Raw genomic sequence first — 15281 nt, forward strand, 5'->3', positions numbered from 1 at the left:
AAGCGGGTTCAGCGTCGCAGTTCAGCGACGAAGTCGTAGTAGTCGTTGCGGCAGTAGGTGTCGGTGACCTCGATCGGCGTGTTGTCTTCCAGGTAGCCGACCCGGGTCATCAGCAACATTGCGGTGCCGGGGGCGATGCCCACCAGGGCGGCGAATTCGTCCGAGGCATTGATCGCCTGGATGTGCTGCAGCGCCCGCACCACGGGCTTGCCGATGCCATCGAGGTATTCATAGAGCGAATCCCCGACCGCTTCCGGCTGGGCGATGATGCTGGCCGGCAGGGTGCTCATCTCGATGGCCATCACGGTGTCATCGGCTTTGCGCAGGCGCTTGAGCCGCGCCACCTTGTCGTTGGGCGACAGGCCGAGGCGGATCAGTTCTTCATGGGTGGGCGGGGTGAGGGTGCGTTCCAGCCATTGGGAGCCGGGCACGAAACCCTTCAGGCGGAGCATTTCGCTGAAGCCGGAGAGCCGCGACAGCGGTTGCTCCAGGCGCGGGGTGATGAAGGTCCCCGAGCCCTGGCTGCGGCGGATCAAGCCCTGTTCGAAGAGCACTTCCAAGGCCTTGCGCGCGGTGACCCGGGAGATCCCCAGCAATTCGCTGAGGTTGCGTTCCGACGGCAGTGCCTGCTCGGCTTTCCACTGGCCGGCATGGATTGCCGCTTCCAGGTTGCGAGCCAGTTGCAGGTACAGCGGAGTGGGTTGAGAGTCGTCGGGGCGCAGGGCCAGGAGGTGATTCATCTGTAGGTTTTCCGATGCGGTTATTAAGTTGTTGTCGCCCGGTAGTGCCGAAAAACTAATACCACTTAGATACCATGTCAACGCCACTGGTCTGCTGAAGGTGGCGTAAATCCAGCGTTTACGGGGTGCTTTGAAGGGTAAATGATTAAAGTGGTATTAGGCAGGTCTGACTGCCATCGCCATGGCGTCGAGTGGCGACCCCTTGCGGGTCGCCAAGTGGTATGGGCGCAGTGGAAGAGCTGGCGGGGGTAAAAATATTTTTTGCGGAAGGGAAATTAAGGGCGGATCTCGATCATGGTGCCGTCCTTGACCAGGCCCCAGACCTCGCGCATGTCGACGTTGCGCATGGCGATGCACCCGTCTGTCCAGTCCAGGGTGTGGAAATACTGCTCCGGGAATTCTTCGGTGTCCGGGGTGCCGTGGATCATGATCATGCCGCCCGGGTCCACCCCTTCGCGCCGCGAGCGGGCGGCATCGGTGATGTTCGGATAGGAGATGTGCATGGCCAGGTTGTAGCGGTCGCTGGTCTTGCGCCAGTCGAGCCAGTAGAGGCCTTCAGGGGTGCGCTTGTCGCCCTCCATGAGCTTGGGACCCTTGGGTTTCTTGCCCAGGGATATGCGGTAGGTCTTCAGTGGCTTGCCACCGTTGATCAGTTGCAGTTGATGGGCGGACTTGAGCACCAGGACCTTTTCGATGACCTTGCCGTCCAGGGTTTCCACGGTGGAGGCCTGGCACACAGCAACGACGGAACAGCACAGCAGGGCAAGCAACCAGCGCATTGACACGATATCCCCAGGCGCACACAGATCCCGTGCACGTTTTATTGTTTAACTGATGGCAGGCTGAGAGAGCGGCGGAATGGATTCGGAGCGCACTTCAAAGGCTGCGGCCCGCCGGTCAGCGAAGAAGCATTCTAAGGTACGGCCGACGGTGCGGAAAGCCAGCTCGGACCAAGGGATATCGGCTTCGTCGAACAACTGCACTTCCAGGCTCTCGGGGCCGGCGGCAAAGTCCAGGTCGGCGAGCTCCGCGCGAAAGAACACATGCACCTGGCTGATGTGCGGCACGTCGATCAGGGTGTAGATGCTCAGGCCGCGCACCCGGGCGCAGGCCTCCTCGTAGGTTTCGCGAATGGCCGCCTGTTCGATGGTCTCGCCGTTTTCCATGAAGCCTGCGGGCAGGGTCCAGTAGCCCAGGCGCGGCTCGATGGCGCGACGGCACAGCAGCACCTTGCCCTCCCAGGTGGCAAGGCAGCCGGCGACGATATTGGGGTTCTGGTAATGGATGGTCTGGCAGTGGTCGCAGACATAGCGCAGGCGCGAATCGCCTTCGGGAATGCGCTGGGTCACCGGGTTGCCGCACTGGCTGCAAAATTTCATGTGGGGTATCCGAAAAGGCTGGGGCTATCTTGGCGCGCCAGCCCCGTTGTCGGCAAGTTGTCGTTAAGCGACATGCCCGGGGGCGGGGGTTGGGCCGAAGATTGGATTGGTGCATGATGCACGGTAGCCAACAGATCGAGATGCCTCATGCTGGACGAGCTACTTCATCGGGTAAGCCACTACACGCCGCGTACGCTGGAGACCGACCGACGTTTTCCCGAGGCTGCGGTGCTGGTGCCCATCACCCGCAGCGAAGAACCGGAACTGGTATTGACCTTGCGTGCCAGCGGGCTGTCGACCCATGGCGGCGAGGTGGCTTTCCCTGGTGGCCGGCGCGATCCGGAAGACCCGGACCTGATCTTTACCGCGCTGCGCGAGGCCAAGGAGGAAATCGGCCTGCCGCCGGGGCTGGTGGAGGTCATCGGGCCTTTGAGCCCGCTGATTTCCCTGCACGGAATCAAGGTCACGCCTTACGTCGGGGTGATTCCCGACTATGTCGAATACCAGGCCAATGACGCCGAGATCGCCGCCGTTTTCAGCGTGCCCCTGGAGTTCTTTCGCCAGGACCCCCGTGAACATACCCATCGCATCGATTACCAGGGGCGCAGCTGGTACGTCCCCAGCTACCGCTTTGGCGAGTACAAGATCTGGGGCCTGACCGCGATCATGATCGTCGAGCTGGTCAACCTGTTGTACGACGCCGGAATCAGCCTGCATCGCCCGCCGAAAAACTATATCGATACCTGAAGCCATCACTTCGCATGGCATAAACCCGCGGCTGCCTGAGCCATGAGGACAATAAGATGAAATACCGCCTGGGCGACGCCCGAGTCGAGACCCATCCACAGAGCTGGGTTGCCCCGAATGCCACGCTGGTGGGCAAGGTCAAATTGGAGGAGGGAGCCAGCGTCTGGTTCAACGCCGTGCTGCGCGGGGACAACGAACTGATCCTGATCGGCAAGCACAGCAACGTCCAGGATGGCACGGTGATGCACACCGACATGGGCTTTCCCCTGACCATCGGTACCGGCGTGACCATCGGCCACAATGCCATGCTGCACGGCTGCACCGTGGGCGACTACAGCCTGATCGGCATCAACGCGGTGATCCTCAATGGCGCGAAGATCGGCAAGAACTGCATCATCGGCGCCAACTCGCTGATCGGCGAGGGCAAGGAAATCCCCGACGGTTCGCTGGTCATGGGCTCGCCAGGCAAGGTGGTACGGGAGTTGACCGAGCCGCAGAAGAAAATGCTCGAAGCCAGCGCCGCGCACTACGTTCATAATGCCCAGCGTTATGCCCGAGACCTGGTTGAGCAAGAACAATGACAGCCCCTGAAAGACCCGTCGCTTCGCCCTGCGTGAGCATCTGTGCCCTGGACGAGCAGGATATCTGCACCGGTTGCCAGCGCACGGTGGACGAGATCACCCGCTGGAGCCGCATGGACAACGCCGAGCGGCGTGCGGTCCTGGCCCTGTGCCATGAGCGGGCCAAGTCCAGCGGCTTGCTGTGGATGATCGGCTCCAGCTCGGCAAGTTGATCCGCTCGTTTCGCCAGCAAGCCGGCTCCTGCAATCTTGTGCAGGTGCCAGCGTGCTGGCGAAAGGGCTTCTTGGCCCAGCCCCGGGCCTGCAGTAACCTGTGCACCTTCCTGACAGGTACCCTTCGCCCCCATGTTCTTCCTGATCGCCTATATCAGCAGTGTCGTGCTGATCAACTACGCCTTTTCGTCTGCCCCGCATCTGGACATCATCTGGTCGGCCTGGGGCGGGTTGGTGTTTGTCCTGCGGGACATGGTGCAGACTCGTTTCGGCCACGGCGCCATCGTCGCGATGCTGGCGGCCCTGGTGCTGTCCTATGTGACCTCCGATCCGACCATCGCCCTGGCCAGCGCCACGGCATTCGCCGTCTCGGAATGCATCGACTGGCTGGTGTTCAGTATCACCAAGCGGCCCCTGCATGATCGTCTATGGATCAGCTCGGCCCTGAGCATTCCCCTGGATACCTTCATCTTCTTCGGCATGATCGATGCCTTGACCCCGGGGGTGATCCTGACCGCCCTGGGTTCGAAGTTTGCCGGTGTCACCGTGGTCTGGCTGGCCATGGCCTGGCGTTTGCGCAAAGCGGCGTGCGCCGGCTGAGCCAAAGCCCGCGCTTCATGTAAAATGCCGCTCCCCATGGGTCGCCCGCCTGGCGCTCGGCCCTCGATGATCCGCTCCTTTGAGGACCTTCAGATGACTCGTATCGGAACTCCACTGTCGCCAACCGCGACCCGCGTCTTGCTTTGTGGCTGTGGTGAGTTGGGCAAGGAGGTGGTGATCGAGCTGCAACGCCTGGGTGTCGAGGTGATTGCCGTGGACCGCTACGCCAATGCTCCGGCGATGCAGGTGGCTCATCGCAGCCACGTGATCAACATGCTTGATGGCGCGGCGCTGCGGGCCGTGATCGAAGCCGAGAAGCCGCACTTCATCGTGCCGGAAATCGAAGCCATCGCTACCGCGACCCTGGTGGAACTGGAAGCCGAGGGCTTCACCGTGATCCCCACCGCCCGGGCCACCTCCTTGACCATGAACCGCGAAGGCATCCGGCGCCTGGCCGCTGAAGAGCTGGACCTGCCGACCTCGCCGTACCATTTCGCCGACACCTTCGAAGACTATTCCAAGGCCGTGCAAGACCTGGGCTTCCCGTGCGTGGTCAAGCCGGTGATGAGTTCCTCGGGCAAGGGCCAGAGCCTGCTGCGCAGCGTCGACGACGTGCAGAAAGCCTGGGACTACGCCCAGGAAGGCGGCCGTGCCGGCAAGGGCCGGGTGATCATCGAAGGCTTTATCGACTTCGACTACGAAATCACCCTGTTGACCGTGCGTCATGTGGGCGGCACCACCTTCTGCGCGCCGGTCGGCCATCGCCAGGAAAAGGGCGACTATCAGGAATCCTGGCAGCCCCAGGCCATGAGTCCCAAAGCCCTGGCCGAATCCGAGCGGGTGGCCAAGGCAGTCACCGAGGCCCTGGGGGGCCGCGGCCTGTTTGGCGTGGAACTGTTCATCAAGGGCGACCAGGTGTGGTTCAGCGAAGTGTCGCCGCGCCCACACGACACTGGCCTGGTGACCCTGATTTCCCAGGACCTGTCCCAGTTCGCCCTGCATGCGCGGGCCATTCTCGGCTTGCCGATTCCGCTGATCCGCCAGTTCGGCCCTTCGGCTTCGGCGGTGATCCTGGTAGAAGGCACGTCCACCCAGACCGCCTTCGCCAACCTCGGTGCCGCCCTGAGCGAGCCGGACACTGCGCTGCGCCTGTTCGGCAAGCCGGAAGTCAATGGCCAGCGCCGCATGGGCGTAGCCCTGGCGCGTGACGAGTCGATCGAAGCCGCCCGGGCCAAGGCGACCCGTGCTGCGCAAGCGGTGGTGGTCGAGCTGTAAAAAGCATTGCGAGCAAGCTCGCTCCTACAGCGTTCGGACTGAACCTGTAGGAGCGAGCTTGCTCGTGAAGCGGTCGCTCAAGCGACCCGATTCAAATCGTTATTGCGCGTTTCCTTCAGGCACAGCACCGCGATGAGACTGAGGATCGCCGCCCCTGAAACATACCCCCCAACCCAGCTCAAACCGCCCATCGCCACCAGTTTCTGGGCGAAGAACGGCGCGGCCGAAGCTCCGACGATGCCCCCCAGGTTGTACGCCGCCGAAGCGCCGGTATAACGCACGTGGGTCGGGAACAGTTCCGGCAGCAGGGCGCCCATCGGGGCGAAGGTGACCCCCATCAGGAACAGTTCGATGCACAGGAACAGCGCCACGCCGGCGGTGGAACCCTGGGTCAGCAGGGGTTCCATGGTGAAGCCGGAGAGAATGGCCAGCACGCCGCCGACAATCAGCACCGGCTTGCGCCCGAAGCGGTCGCTGGCCCAGGCCGATAGAGGCGTGGCCGCGGCCATGAACAGTACGGCGAAGCACAGCAGGCCGAGGAAGGTTTCCCGGCTGTAGCCCAGGGTAGCGACGCCGTAGCTCAGGGAAAACACCGTGGAGATGTAGAACAGGGCGTAGCACACCACCATCGACGCGGCGCCGAGCAGTACCGGCAGCCAGTACTGGCTGAAGAGTTCCACCAGTGGCATCTTCACCCGTTCCTGGCGTGCCACGGCGTTGGCAAAGACCGGGGTTTCGTGCAGCTTCAGGCGCACGTACAGGCCCACCATCACCAGGGCGGCGCTGAGCAGGAAGGGAATGCGCCAGCCCCAGGAGCGGAACTGCTCGTCATCCAGGCCCATGGCCAGGGCCAGGAACAGGCCGTTGGCCGCGAGAAAACCGATGGAGGGGCCCAACTGCGGGAACATGCCGAACCAGGCGCGCTTGCCTTCCGGTGCGTTCTCCGTGGCCAGCAGCGCGGCGCCGCCCCATTCGCCACCCAGCCCCAGGCCCTGGCCGAAGCGCAGCACGCAAAGCAGGATGGGCGCCCAGGCGCCGATGCTGGCGTAGCCTGGCAGTACGCCGATCAGGGTGGTGCACACGCCCATCAGCAGCAGCGAGGCAACCAGGGTCGACTTGCGTCCGATACGGTCGCCGAAGTGGCCGAACAGTGCCGAGCCCAGGGGGCGGGCAAGGAAGGCGATGCCGAAGGTCAGGAACGCCGAGAGCATCTGGGCGGTGCCGGAGGTCTGGGGAAAGAATACCGGGCCTATCACCAGTGCGGCGGCGGTGGCGTAGACGTAGAAGTCGTAGAACTCGATGGCGGTGCCGATAAAGCTGGCAGTGGCCACCCGCGAGGCGGAATTGCTCGGTTGGGCAGGCGTGGTGGCGCTGTAGGCGGTGCTGGTCGTCATGCGGTTATCCCTGACAGTCTGTGCTCCGGTGGAGCGAATTATTATGGTCGAGCACCCAGGGATGTGGGTTTGGCGCGGTCGTCCCTCGGGATGGGAGTGACGTCGAACAGAAGGGCTGGTTATCGGCAGATTTGCGCTGGGTGCGGGTAGCAAGCGGGTCTGCACAGGGCTTGGGTAAGCGGATCGATTATAGAAAGGCGGCTAACGATTCAACAAGGGGCTTGGCGGCTGCCGGGCTGGCGAGAAGGTTTTCGACCTTCAGGGGCGCCATTGGCTGCGGCGGCAGGCGATCAGATGCGGGCGGGGACGCTGCTGGTGTGCCAGATCAGTACGCGGCTGACGCGGTTTTCCTCGGTTTCGAGGATTTCGAGGCGGTAGCGGCCGATTTTCAGGCACACCGCGCTGTCGGGGATGGTTTCCAAGGCTTCGGTGACCAGGCCGTTGAGGGTCTTGGGACCGTCGCTGGGCAGGTGCCAGCCCAGGCTCTTGTTCAGCTCGCGGATCGATGCCGCACCTTCCACCACATAGCGGCCATCGGCCTGGGGGTGGATGTGCGGGTTGTCCAGGCTGTGCTCGCTTTCGAACTCGCCGACGATTTCTTCGAGGATGTCTTCCAGGGTGACGATGCCCAGCACTTCGCCGTATTCGTCCACCACCATGCCCAGGCGCCGTTGCTGCTTGTGGAAGTTGAGCAGTTGCAACTGCAACGGGGTGCTTTCCGGGACGAAGTAGGGCTCGTGGCAGGCCGCCAGCAGGGCGTCCTTGGTCAGGCTGGCGTCCGGCAGCAGGTGACGGATCTGCCGGGTGTTGAGCACCGCTTCGACCTGGTTGATATCGCTGTGGAACACCGGCAGCCGTGTGCGTCTGTTCAGGCGCAGTTGGGCGATGATGTCCTCGATCGGGTCGTCCAGGTTGATGCCGTCCACTTCGCTGCGGGGCACCAGGATGTCATTGACGGTGATGTTGTCCAGGGCGTGGATGCCGGACAGGGCATGTGGCTCCTGTGGCGTGGGCTCGTCGTCCAGTAGCGCCGGGTCGTCGTCACTGTGCTTGACCGCGCCGGCCTTGCGGGCAAACGGGCGCAGCAGCAACTGGCTGAGGGTGTCGAGCAGCCAGGCCAGGGGATAGACGATTTTCATCGGAATGAGCAGCAGGCTGTTGCCAAAGCCCAAGGTACCTTCCGGGTAGCGCACGGCCAGGGCTCGCGGCAGGTATTCGGCCAGCACCAGCAGGGCGCAGGTGCTGATCAGGCAGGCCAGCCAGGGGCCATTTTCCGCCCAGTAGAACAGCGCCAGCAGGGTGCTGATGATCACCGCCAGGACCCGGCACAGGGTATTGCACAGGATCAGGCTTTCCTTGGGGAAGGCCAGGCGTGCCTGGGACTTGTCGCCATTGCGCGAGTTGCCGCGCAGGGTCAGCAGGTGCTGCTGGGCGGCATCGATAGCGGTGAACAGGCCCGACCAGACGATGAGCAGGGCGATTACCGCGAGCATGGGCCCGGTGGGCAGGGAATCGGTCATGGCCGGTCGTCAGATGTGCAGGATGTATTCACGAACCAGCTTGCTGCCAAAGTAGGCCAGCATCAGCAGGCAGAAACCTGCCAGGGTCCAGCGAATTGCCTTGTGCCCGCGCCAGCCGAGGCGATTGCGGCCCCATAGCAGCACGCTGAACACTACCCAGGCCAAACAGGCCAGCAGTGTCTTGTGCACCAGGTGCTGGGCGAACAGGTTCTCGACGAACAGCCAGCCGGAGATCAGCGACAGCGACAGCAGGGTCCAGCCGGCCCAGAGAAAACCGAACAGCAGGCTTTCCATGGTTTGCAGTGGCGGGAAGTTCCTGATCAGCCCGGACGGGTGCTTGTTCTTCAGCTGATGGTCCTGCACCAGCAGCAACAAGGCCTGGAACACTGCGATGGTGAACATGCCGTAGGCCAGGATCGACAACAGGATGTGGGCGAGGATCCCGGGTTCCTCATCGATCACCGGCACTGTGCCGGTGGGGACGAATTGCGCCAGTAGCGCGGTCAGGGCGCCGAGCGGGAACAGCAGTACCAGCAGGTTTTCCACCGGGATGCGCCAGCAGGCCAGCAGGGTCAGGGCGATGACTGCAGCGGCAATCAGGCTGGCGGCGCTGAAGAAGTCCAGGCCCAGGCCGACCGGAGTCATCAAGTGGGTCAGCAGGCTGGCGGCATGGGCCAGCAAGGCCAGGATGCCGAGCGTAACCAGCAGGCGCTTGTTCGCCTTGGCGCCTGTGGCCAGGCGGGAGCCTTGGTAGAAGGTCGCAGCGGCATAAAGGACGGCGGCGGCGAGGGTGGGTAGCAAACTGGGTGACAAGGGGAGCATAAATCCTGTTAGGCAGGCCCGAAAGTCGCTGAGTTTGGCATAGAACCCAGAGCCCTGAAAGACCAGGCAAGCAGACGGCGAGGTGTCCGCCACGCACAGTCTTCGCTATAATCCGCGACCTGCCCACGCCGCAGGCTCATCGAGCACCTGTTTATTACGCTCTGGGCCGCCATTACCCCCGGTCTACCTTGGGCCTGAAAGGATCGAGCATGTTTGAAAACCTAACCGACCGTCTCTCGCAGACGCTGCGCCATGTCACCGGCAAGGCCAAGCTGACCGAGGACAACATCAAAGACACCCTGCGCGAAGTGCGCATGGCGCTGCTCGAAGCCGACGTTGCGTTGCCGGTGGTCAAGGACTTCGTCAACTCCGTGAAGGAGCGTGCGGTCGGCACCGAAGTGTCCCGCAGCCTGACGCCGGGCCAGGCTTTTGTGAAGATCGTCCAGGCCGAGCTGGAAAGCCTGATGGGCGCGGCCAACGAAGATTTGAACCTCAGCGCAGTGCCACCGGCCGTGGTGCTGATGGCCGGTCTGCAGGGTGCGGGTAAGACCACCACCGCCGGCAAGCTTGCGCGCTTTCTTAAAGAGCGCAAGAAAAAGAGCGTGATGGTGGTCTCCGCGGACGTCTACCGTCCGGCGGCTATCAAACAGCTGGAAACCCTGGCCAATGATATTGGCGTGACCTTCTTCCCATCGGACCTGAGCCAGAAGCCGGTAGCTATCGCCGAAGCGGCTATTAAGGAGGCGAAGCTCAAGTTCATCGATGTCGTGATTGTCGACACCGCCGGTCGCCTGCACATCGACAGCGAGATGATGGACGAGATCCAGGCGCTGCACGCGGCCATCAAGCCGGTGGAAACCCTGTTCGTGGTCGACGCCATGACCGGTCAGGACGCCGCCAACACCGCCAAGGCCTTTGGCGACGCGCTGCCGCTGACCGGTGTGATCCTGACCAAGGTCGACGGCGATGCCCGTGGTGGTGCCGCGCTGTCGGTGCGGGCCATTACCGGCAAGCCGATCAAGTTCATCGGTATGGGCGAGAAGAGCGAAGCCCTGGAGCCGTTCCACCCTGAGCGCATCGCTTCGCGCATCCTCGGCATGGGCGACGTGCTCAGCCTGATCGAACAGGCTGAAGCGACCCTCGACAAGGACAAGGCCGACAAGCTTGCTAAAAAACTGAAGAAGGGCAAGGGCTTCGACCTCGAAGACTTCCGCGATCAGTTGCAGCAGATGAAGAACATGGGCGGTCTCGGCGGCCTGATGGACAAGCTGCCGAACATCGGTGGCGTGAACCTGGCGCAGATGGGCAATGCCCAGGGCGCGGCAGAGAAGCAGTTCAAGCAGATGGAAGCCATCATCAACTCCATGACCCCGGCCGAGCGCCGCGACCCCGAGCTGATCAGCGGTTCGCGCAAGCGCCGGATCGCCCTGGGTTCCGGCACCCAGGTGCAGGACATCGGTCGCTTGATCAAGCAGCACAAGCAGATGCAGAAGATGATGAAGAAGTTCTCCGCCAAGGGCGGTATGGCCAAGATGATGCGCGGCATGGGCGGTATGTTGCCCGGCGGCGGCATGCCGAAGATCTGAAGAATCCGCGCCGGCCGTTATGCCGGCGCTTTTTCCACGGGGACGTGGAATCCCGGGCAAACCCTCGATTGGGGTGCGCTCACCCGCTGTCGCTTGCGGCAGCTCCATGGCAAATCTGAATGGCAGCCGACGGGCGCCGGAAAAAGTCATTTGCAAAAGTCCGGATATTCCTTAGAATATGCGGCCTTTCGGGCACCCATGCCCGCTGTGCATTTAGATTTGCAGCACCGACTACAGGAACGATGTTCACATGCTAACAATCCGTCTTGCCCTTGGCGGCTCCAAAAAGCGCCCGTTTTACCACTTGACCGTGACCGACAGCCGCAACCCACGCGACGGTTCGCACAAAGAACAAGTTGGCTTCTTCAACCCGATCGCTCGTGGTCAAGAAGTCCGCCTGTCCGTGAACCAAGAGCGCGTAGCCTACTGGCTGAGCGTTGGTGCACAGCCTTCTGAGCGTGTTGCTCAGTTGCTGAAGGAATCGGCTAAGGCTGCAGCCTGAACCCTATGAACGCGACGCCAGCTCCTGCTGATGATTTGATCGTTATCGGCAAAATCTACTCTGTTCATGGCGTTCGCGGCGAAGTGAAGGTCTTTTCCTTTACTGATCCGATTAAAAACCTGTTGGACTACAAAACCTGGACGCTCAAGCGCGAAGGTAGCGTGAAGCAGGTTGAGCTGGTCAGCGGACGCGGGAACGACAAGTTCCTGGTCGCAAAGCTCAAGGGTCTTGATGATCGCGAGGAAGCTCGTCTTCTGGCCGGTTACGAGATCTGCGTGCCGCGCAGCCTGTTCCCTGAACTGACCGACGGCGAGTACTACTGGTACCAGCTGCAAGGTCTCAAGGTTATCGACGGCCTCGGGCAACTGCTCGGGAAGATCGATCACCTGCTGGAGACCGGCTCGAACGATGTAATGGTGGTCAAGCCTTGCGCTGGCAGCCTGGATGATCGCGAACGCCTGTTGCCCTATACCGAGCAATGCGTGTTGGCCGTCGACCTGGCCGCGGGCGAGATGAAGGTGGAATGGGATGCGGACTTCTAAGCGTGGCTAACTTGCGCGTAGAAGTGATCAGTTTGTTTCCCGAGATGTTCTCCGCCATCAGCGAGTACGGCATAACCAGCCGCGCGGTGAAACAGGGGCTCTTGCAGCTGACCTGTTGGAATCCGCGAGACTACACCACGGATCGACATCACACTGTGGACGATCGCCCGTTTGGCGGTGGTCCGGGCATGGTGATGAAGATCAAGCCCCTGGAAGATGCACTGGTTCAGGCCAGAAACGCAGCCGGGGAGGGCGCGAAGGTGATCTACCTGTCGCCCCAAGGCCGCCAACTGAATCAGTCGGCGGTGCGCGAGTTGGCGAATGAGGATGCATTGATCCTGATTGCTGGTCGTTATGAAGGCATTGACGAGCGTTTTATTGATGCTCATGTCGATGAAGAGTGGTCGATTGGCGACTATGTACTCTCCGGTGGCGAGCTGCCGGCGATGGTCCTGATTGATGCGGTTACGCGACTGCTGCCCGGAGCTTTAGGGCATGTGGATTCCGCGGAGGAAGATTCCTTCACGGACGGTCTGCTGGATTGCCCGCACTACACCCGACCGGAGGTGTATGCGGATCAGCGTGTTCCCGACGTGTTGCTAAGTGGCAACCACGCACACATCCGGCGTTGGCGTTTACAGCAGTCCCTTGGTCGGACCTATGAACGACGCGCCGATCTTCTGGAAAGCCGCTCGCTTTCTGGAGAAGAGAAGAAGCTGCTCGAGGAATATCTCCGCGAGCGGGACGATAGTTAACAACGTATCGATGGTAGATCCGACGATTTACCTTAGGAGCACAGCATGACCAACAAAATCATCCTTGCACTCGAAGCAGAGCAGATGACCAAAGAGATCCCAGCCTTTGCCCCGGGCGACACCATTGTCGTTCAGGTGAAAGTGAAGGAAGGTGATCGTTCCCGTCTGCAGGCGTTCGAAGGCGTAGTTATCGCCAAGCGCAACCGCGGTGTGAACAGCGCGTTCACCGTACGTAAAATCTCCAACGGCGTTGGCGTAGAGCGTACTTTCCAGACCTACAGCCCGCAGATCGACAGCATGGCTGTCAAGCGTCGCGGTGACGTGCGTAAAGCCAAGCTGTACTACCTGCGCGACCTGTCGGGTAAAGCAGCTCGCATCAAGGAAAAACTGGCTTAAGTCCAGCTTCCGATGCAGAAAAAAGCAGCCTACGGGCTGCTTTTTTGTTGCCTGTCATTTAATGCCCGGAGCGGTTCAGCAGGGCGCAGACCGTGTTGGCGATCCGTTCCAGCAGTACCTCGTCATAAGGCAGCCAGGGCACGGCGGTCAATTTGCCGCTTTGCGCCGCCAGGGCCATCTCCACGGGTTCGCCATCGCGTGTCACGCGCCCGGTGGCCAGATGCACCGCATGGTCGCCGATGCGGGCATGGCGCCCCTCCATCGACAACACCCCCTGCTCGATAAGTGGGGCGAAAGCCCTGCCCAGCACGTGCTGGCGCATCAGAGCCATCTGGGTGAGGTTGTGCCCGGCCAGCAGGTTCAGGCGTTGCTCGCGCCTGGCTGTCGGCATTTGCGGCAGGGGCTGGCCGGTGGCGCTTTGTGCCAGCTCTTCGATGGCGAAACTGCTGACGCTCACCAGCAGGTCGATGGCCCGGCAGGCTTCTGAAAACACCTGCGGCGGCACATCCTGCAGCAGCATCGGCTGCCAGTGTTTATCGGTGCGCCGAGCGAAGCTTGCGCTGCCGGACAGGCAGTGCCCCTGCAGCCCCGGATAGAGTGCCGCGTCCACCGCAAAGCTCACCCGGATATCCCCCAGGTTCCGGCTCAGGCCGCTGTCCCTGTCGATCTTCCAGCCTTCGCGGCGGGCCAGGCCGATCAGGGGGCGGATGGACAGGCTGTATCCGGCGAATGCCTGGCAGGTGTGGCTTTCCAGCTCTTGCTGAGAGGGCAGGTAGTACTCGCGAAACACTTGGCGCAGCGGTTGTTTGATCCGGCGTTCGCTGATCAGGGCCTGCCAGGCGTGGCGCTCTGCGGCGTTGGCTGACAGCGGGTGCCATAGCGAAATCCTGCACCCGGCATCCAGGCTCAGCGGTTGGCCCCGGGAGTCTAGCGCTTGCGCATCTGCGTCCAGCAGGAAGCTGCGGCGTTGGCCATCTGTGCAATGGGCAACCCAAACCAGTGAGCGGGCAAAGGGCGAGCCCACGGCGGAGTCCGCCAGTTGCGCTCGCCAGTCGCGCAAAGACAACTCAAAGGCTTGCCACAGCCCGGATTCCAGGCAACTGGCCAGAAGCCCGTGCTGGGCCTTGCCGGGCGTGCTGGTGGGGGCCAGGCGCAGGGCGATCTCGGGGCGTTGGGCCAGGCCGCGTTCGGCAGGTTTGAGGTTGCGGGCGAGTTTTTTCTGGATGCTGGCATGGCGCACCAGGCCCAGGGCGCTGCGCAGTGCCTGCACGCTTTCCGGGGTTGGCACCTGCTCGATGCAATGCCCCAGGGCGATGGCCAGGGACTGCGACGGCGCAGTCTTGGCCTGGGTCGGGGCGACGCAGGCCTTGGGCAGCAAAATGTCCATCAGTGGCGGCAGCCAGGAGGCATCGCGCAGCAGGGCGACCCGCGCGGCGCGGGCGATCACCGGAGTGTCATCGGTGGTAAAGGCGCCATCGGCCACATAGGGCGTGGCGCCGTTGTGGATGGCGTCCAGGCGCTGGGCTGCGGTACTGAGGATCTGCTGTGAGAATTCGACGTACGCCGCGTCATCCATCAGCACCCTGGCCGGATCGGCGCTCAGGTGATGATGGCCGGTCCAGTACTCGCTGCCGGCCAGGGCCTGCCGTGAGCGAGGCTCCAGTTGCTCAAGCAGTTCGAACTCCTGCCGGGCGTAGGGCGCATCGGCGTAGTGTTGTTCCACGCAACGCCGCAGCGCCGTGCGGGTTTCTTCATCCACCCATTGCGCCAGCACGTACGCCTGGTGGTAGTACAGCGCCCACTGTGGGCCCGGTTCCGCAAGGATCCTGCGCAGTTCTTCGGCCAGGGCGGAGCTCGGTGTTCCGCTGAAACAGGCCAGTTGTTCCAATGCCTCCTGCCAGTTCACGCAACTGCGCAGCGCCTCCAGCAGGGTGGTTTGATCGAGGGCCGGGCTCAGCTCCAGTTGCGTGGCCTGCTGCACGATCGCGGTCGCCAGTTGCTGCGCTGCCGGGTTGGCATGATCGCGCAGGGCTCGGCGGATGGCCGGCCACAGGCTGCCCAATTGAGCGGGCGTCAATGGGCTGATGTCGGGCGGCGGGCCGATGAAGTTCGGATGATCCACTCGGTCGGTGTTCAGGCGTTGTTGCAGGTGCGCGACGAGCGAAGGCGCGAGCGGGGCATCCATGGCGGCGGGTCTCCTTTTTCAGTGCGCGGATAATCGCATTTTTTA

At 62.5% G+C, this 15281-nt stretch carries 17 protein-coding genes; 10 read left to right on the plus strand and 7 right to left on the minus strand.

Annotated elements, in window-relative coordinates; all coding sequences use genetic code 11:
* Positions 1–8 precede the first annotated feature (8 nt).
* The 3 genes from KI242_RS05710 to KI242_RS05720 all read right to left on the minus strand — a co-directional run bounded on the left by KI242_RS05710 (position 9) and on the right by KI242_RS05720 (position 2119).
* The gene (locus tag KI242_RS05710; protein ID WP_011059432.1) at positions 9–740 is read right to left on the minus strand and encodes a GntR family transcriptional regulator; all 732 of its coding nucleotides are present in this window, start codon (positions 738–740) and stop codon (positions 9–11) included.
* A gap of 275 nt (positions 741–1015) precedes the next feature.
* Complete coding sequence (locus KI242_RS05715) at positions 1016–1519, minus strand: L,D-transpeptidase family protein (RefSeq protein WP_011059433.1); 504 nt, start codon at positions 1517–1519, stop codon at positions 1016–1018.
* Positions 1520–1567: 48 nt separating this feature from the next.
* Complete coding sequence (locus tag KI242_RS05720) at positions 1568–2119, minus strand: NUDIX hydrolase (RefSeq protein ID WP_011059434.1); 552 nt, start codon at positions 2117–2119, stop codon at positions 1568–1570.
* A 147-nt stretch (positions 2120–2266) separates the two neighbouring features.
* Between KI242_RS05720 and KI242_RS05725 the strand changes: the two genes are divergently transcribed.
* From KI242_RS05725 to purT, 5 genes are all read left to right on the plus strand, one after another.
* On the plus strand, positions 2267–2866 hold the full coding sequence (locus tag KI242_RS05725; RefSeq protein WP_011059435.1) for a CoA pyrophosphatase: 600 nt from the start codon (positions 2267–2269) through the stop codon (positions 2864–2866).
* Between the two features lie 56 nt (positions 2867–2922).
* The gene (locus KI242_RS05730; RefSeq protein WP_011059436.1) at positions 2923–3447 is read left to right on the plus strand and encodes a gamma carbonic anhydrase family protein; all 525 of its coding nucleotides are present in this window, start codon (positions 2923–2925) and stop codon (positions 3445–3447) included.
* Positions 3444–3659: a DUF1289 domain-containing protein gene (locus KI242_RS05735; protein ID WP_011059437.1), complete on the plus strand. Its 216-nt coding sequence runs from the start codon at positions 3444–3446 to the stop codon at positions 3657–3659. Before KI242_RS05730 ends, KI242_RS05735 begins: the two co-directional genes overlap by 4 nt.
* A 132-nt stretch (positions 3660–3791) precedes the next feature.
* The gene (locus KI242_RS05740; protein WP_015634275.1) at positions 3792–4259 is read left to right on the plus strand and encodes a hypothetical protein; all 468 of its coding nucleotides are present in this window, start codon (positions 3792–3794) and stop codon (positions 4257–4259) included.
* A gap of 93 nt (positions 4260–4352) precedes the next feature.
* Positions 4353–5534 (plus strand): formate-dependent phosphoribosylglycinamide formyltransferase, encoded by a 1182-nt coding sequence (purT, locus tag KI242_RS05745; protein WP_015634276.1) that lies wholly within the window; start codon positions 4353–4355, stop codon positions 5532–5534.
* A 77-nt stretch (positions 5535–5611) separates the two neighbouring features.
* Here purT and KI242_RS05750 read toward each other — a convergent pair whose 3' ends face one another.
* From KI242_RS05750 to ccsA, 3 genes are all read right to left on the minus strand, one after another.
* Entirely contained in the window at positions 5612–6928 is a 1317-nt protein-coding gene (locus tag KI242_RS05750; RefSeq protein ID WP_015634277.1) for an MFS transporter, read from the minus strand.
* A gap of 290 nt (positions 6929–7218) precedes the next feature.
* Positions 7219–8448, minus strand: coding sequence for a transporter associated domain-containing protein (locus KI242_RS05755; protein ID WP_053156496.1), 1230 nt, complete (start codon positions 8446–8448; stop codon positions 7219–7221).
* A gap of 9 nt (positions 8449–8457) precedes the next feature.
* Entirely contained in the window at positions 8458–9261 is an 804-nt protein-coding gene (gene ccsA / locus KI242_RS05760) for a cytochrome c biogenesis protein CcsA (protein ID WP_173476934.1), read from the minus strand.
* Between the two features lie 218 nt (positions 9262–9479).
* On the opposite strand from ccsA, the gene ffh reads away from it, so the two are divergent.
* The 5 genes from ffh to rplS all read left to right on the plus strand — a co-directional run bounded on the left by ffh (position 9480) and on the right by rplS (position 13051).
* Positions 9480–10856 (plus strand): signal recognition particle protein, encoded by a 1377-nt coding sequence (ffh, locus tag KI242_RS05765; protein WP_011059443.1) that lies wholly within the window; start codon positions 9480–9482, stop codon positions 10854–10856.
* A 250-nt stretch (positions 10857–11106) separates the two neighbouring features.
* Complete coding sequence (gene rpsP / locus KI242_RS05770) at positions 11107–11358, plus strand: 30S ribosomal protein S16 (RefSeq protein WP_007927680.1); 252 nt, start codon at positions 11107–11109, stop codon at positions 11356–11358.
* Between the two features lie 5 nt (positions 11359–11363).
* Positions 11364–11900: a ribosome maturation factor RimM gene (gene rimM / locus KI242_RS05775; protein ID WP_011059444.1), complete on the plus strand. Its 537-nt coding sequence runs from the start codon at positions 11364–11366 to the stop codon at positions 11898–11900.
* Positions 11882–12655: a tRNA (guanosine(37)-N1)-methyltransferase TrmD gene (gene trmD / locus KI242_RS05780; RefSeq protein WP_019094770.1), complete on the plus strand. Its 774-nt coding sequence runs from the start codon at positions 11882–11884 to the stop codon at positions 12653–12655. The genes rimM and trmD overlap by 19 nt, the downstream gene beginning before the upstream one ends.
* Before the next feature lie 45 nt (positions 12656–12700).
* Entirely contained in the window at positions 12701–13051 is a 351-nt protein-coding gene (gene rplS / locus KI242_RS05785; protein WP_009047143.1) for a 50S ribosomal protein L19, read from the plus strand.
* 58 nt (positions 13052–13109) lie between these two features.
* On the opposite strand, the gene KI242_RS05790 is transcribed toward rplS, so the two are convergent.
* A complete protein-coding gene (locus KI242_RS05790) occupies positions 13110–15236 on the minus strand; it encodes a DUF4132 domain-containing protein (protein ID WP_212805984.1) in 2127 nt (708 codons plus the stop codon).
* Positions 15237–15281: the final 45 nt, after the last annotated feature.

The sequence above is a fragment of the Pseudomonas sp. Eqa60 genome (assembly GCF_018326405.1).
Lineage (GTDB): Bacteria > Pseudomonadota > Gammaproteobacteria > Pseudomonadales > Pseudomonadaceae > Aquipseudomonas > Aquipseudomonas protegens.

Excerpts from the sequence above, each read along its gene's own strand:
- KI242_RS05725 (WP_011059435.1), top strand. The coding sequence starts at position 2,267 with ATGCTGGACGAGCTACTTCATCGGGTAAGCCACTACACGCCGCGTACG.
- rimM (WP_011059444.1), top strand. The coding sequence starts at position 11,364 with ATGAACGCGACGCCAGCTCCTGCTGATGATTTGATCGTTATCGGCAAA.
- rplS (WP_009047143.1), top strand. The coding sequence starts at position 12,701 with ATGACCAACAAAATCATCCTTGCACTCGAAGCAGAGCAGATGACCAAA.
- KI242_RS05720 (WP_011059434.1), bottom strand. The coding sequence starts at position 2,119 with ATGAAATTTTGCAGCCAGTGCGGCAACCCGGTGACCCAGCGCATTCCC.
- KI242_RS05730 (WP_011059436.1), top strand. The coding sequence starts at position 2,923 with ATGAAATACCGCCTGGGCGACGCCCGAGTCGAGACCCATCCACAGAGC.
- purT (WP_015634276.1), top strand. The coding sequence starts at position 4,353 with ATGACTCGTATCGGAACTCCACTGTCGCCAACCGCGACCCGCGTCTTG.
- KI242_RS05750 (WP_015634277.1), bottom strand. The coding sequence starts at position 6,928 with ATGACGACCAGCACCGCCTACAGCGCCACCACGCCTGCCCAACCGAGC.
- KI242_RS05710 (WP_011059432.1), bottom strand. The coding sequence starts at position 740 with ATGAATCACCTCCTGGCCCTGCGCCCCGACGACTCTCAACCCACTCCG.
- KI242_RS05740 (WP_015634275.1), top strand. The coding sequence starts at position 3,792 with ATGTTCTTCCTGATCGCCTATATCAGCAGTGTCGTGCTGATCAACTAC.
- trmD (WP_019094770.1), top strand. The coding sequence starts at position 11,882 with ATGGGATGCGGACTTCTAAGCGTGGCTAACTTGCGCGTAGAAGTGATC.
- KI242_RS05735 (WP_011059437.1), top strand. The coding sequence starts at position 3,444 with ATGACAGCCCCTGAAAGACCCGTCGCTTCGCCCTGCGTGAGCATCTGT.
- KI242_RS05790 (WP_212805984.1), bottom strand. The coding sequence starts at position 15,236 with ATGGATGCCCCGCTCGCGCCTTCGCTCGTCGCGCACCTGCAACAACGC.
- ffh (WP_011059443.1), top strand. The coding sequence starts at position 9,480 with ATGTTTGAAAACCTAACCGACCGTCTCTCGCAGACGCTGCGCCATGTC.
- rpsP (WP_007927680.1), top strand. The coding sequence starts at position 11,107 with ATGCTAACAATCCGTCTTGCCCTTGGCGGCTCCAAAAAGCGCCCGTTT.
- KI242_RS05715 (WP_011059433.1), bottom strand. The coding sequence starts at position 1,519 with ATGCGCTGGTTGCTTGCCCTGCTGTGCTGTTCCGTCGTTGCTGTGTGC.
- KI242_RS05755 (WP_053156496.1), bottom strand. The coding sequence starts at position 8,448 with ATGACCGATTCCCTGCCCACCGGGCCCATGCTCGCGGTAATCGCCCTG.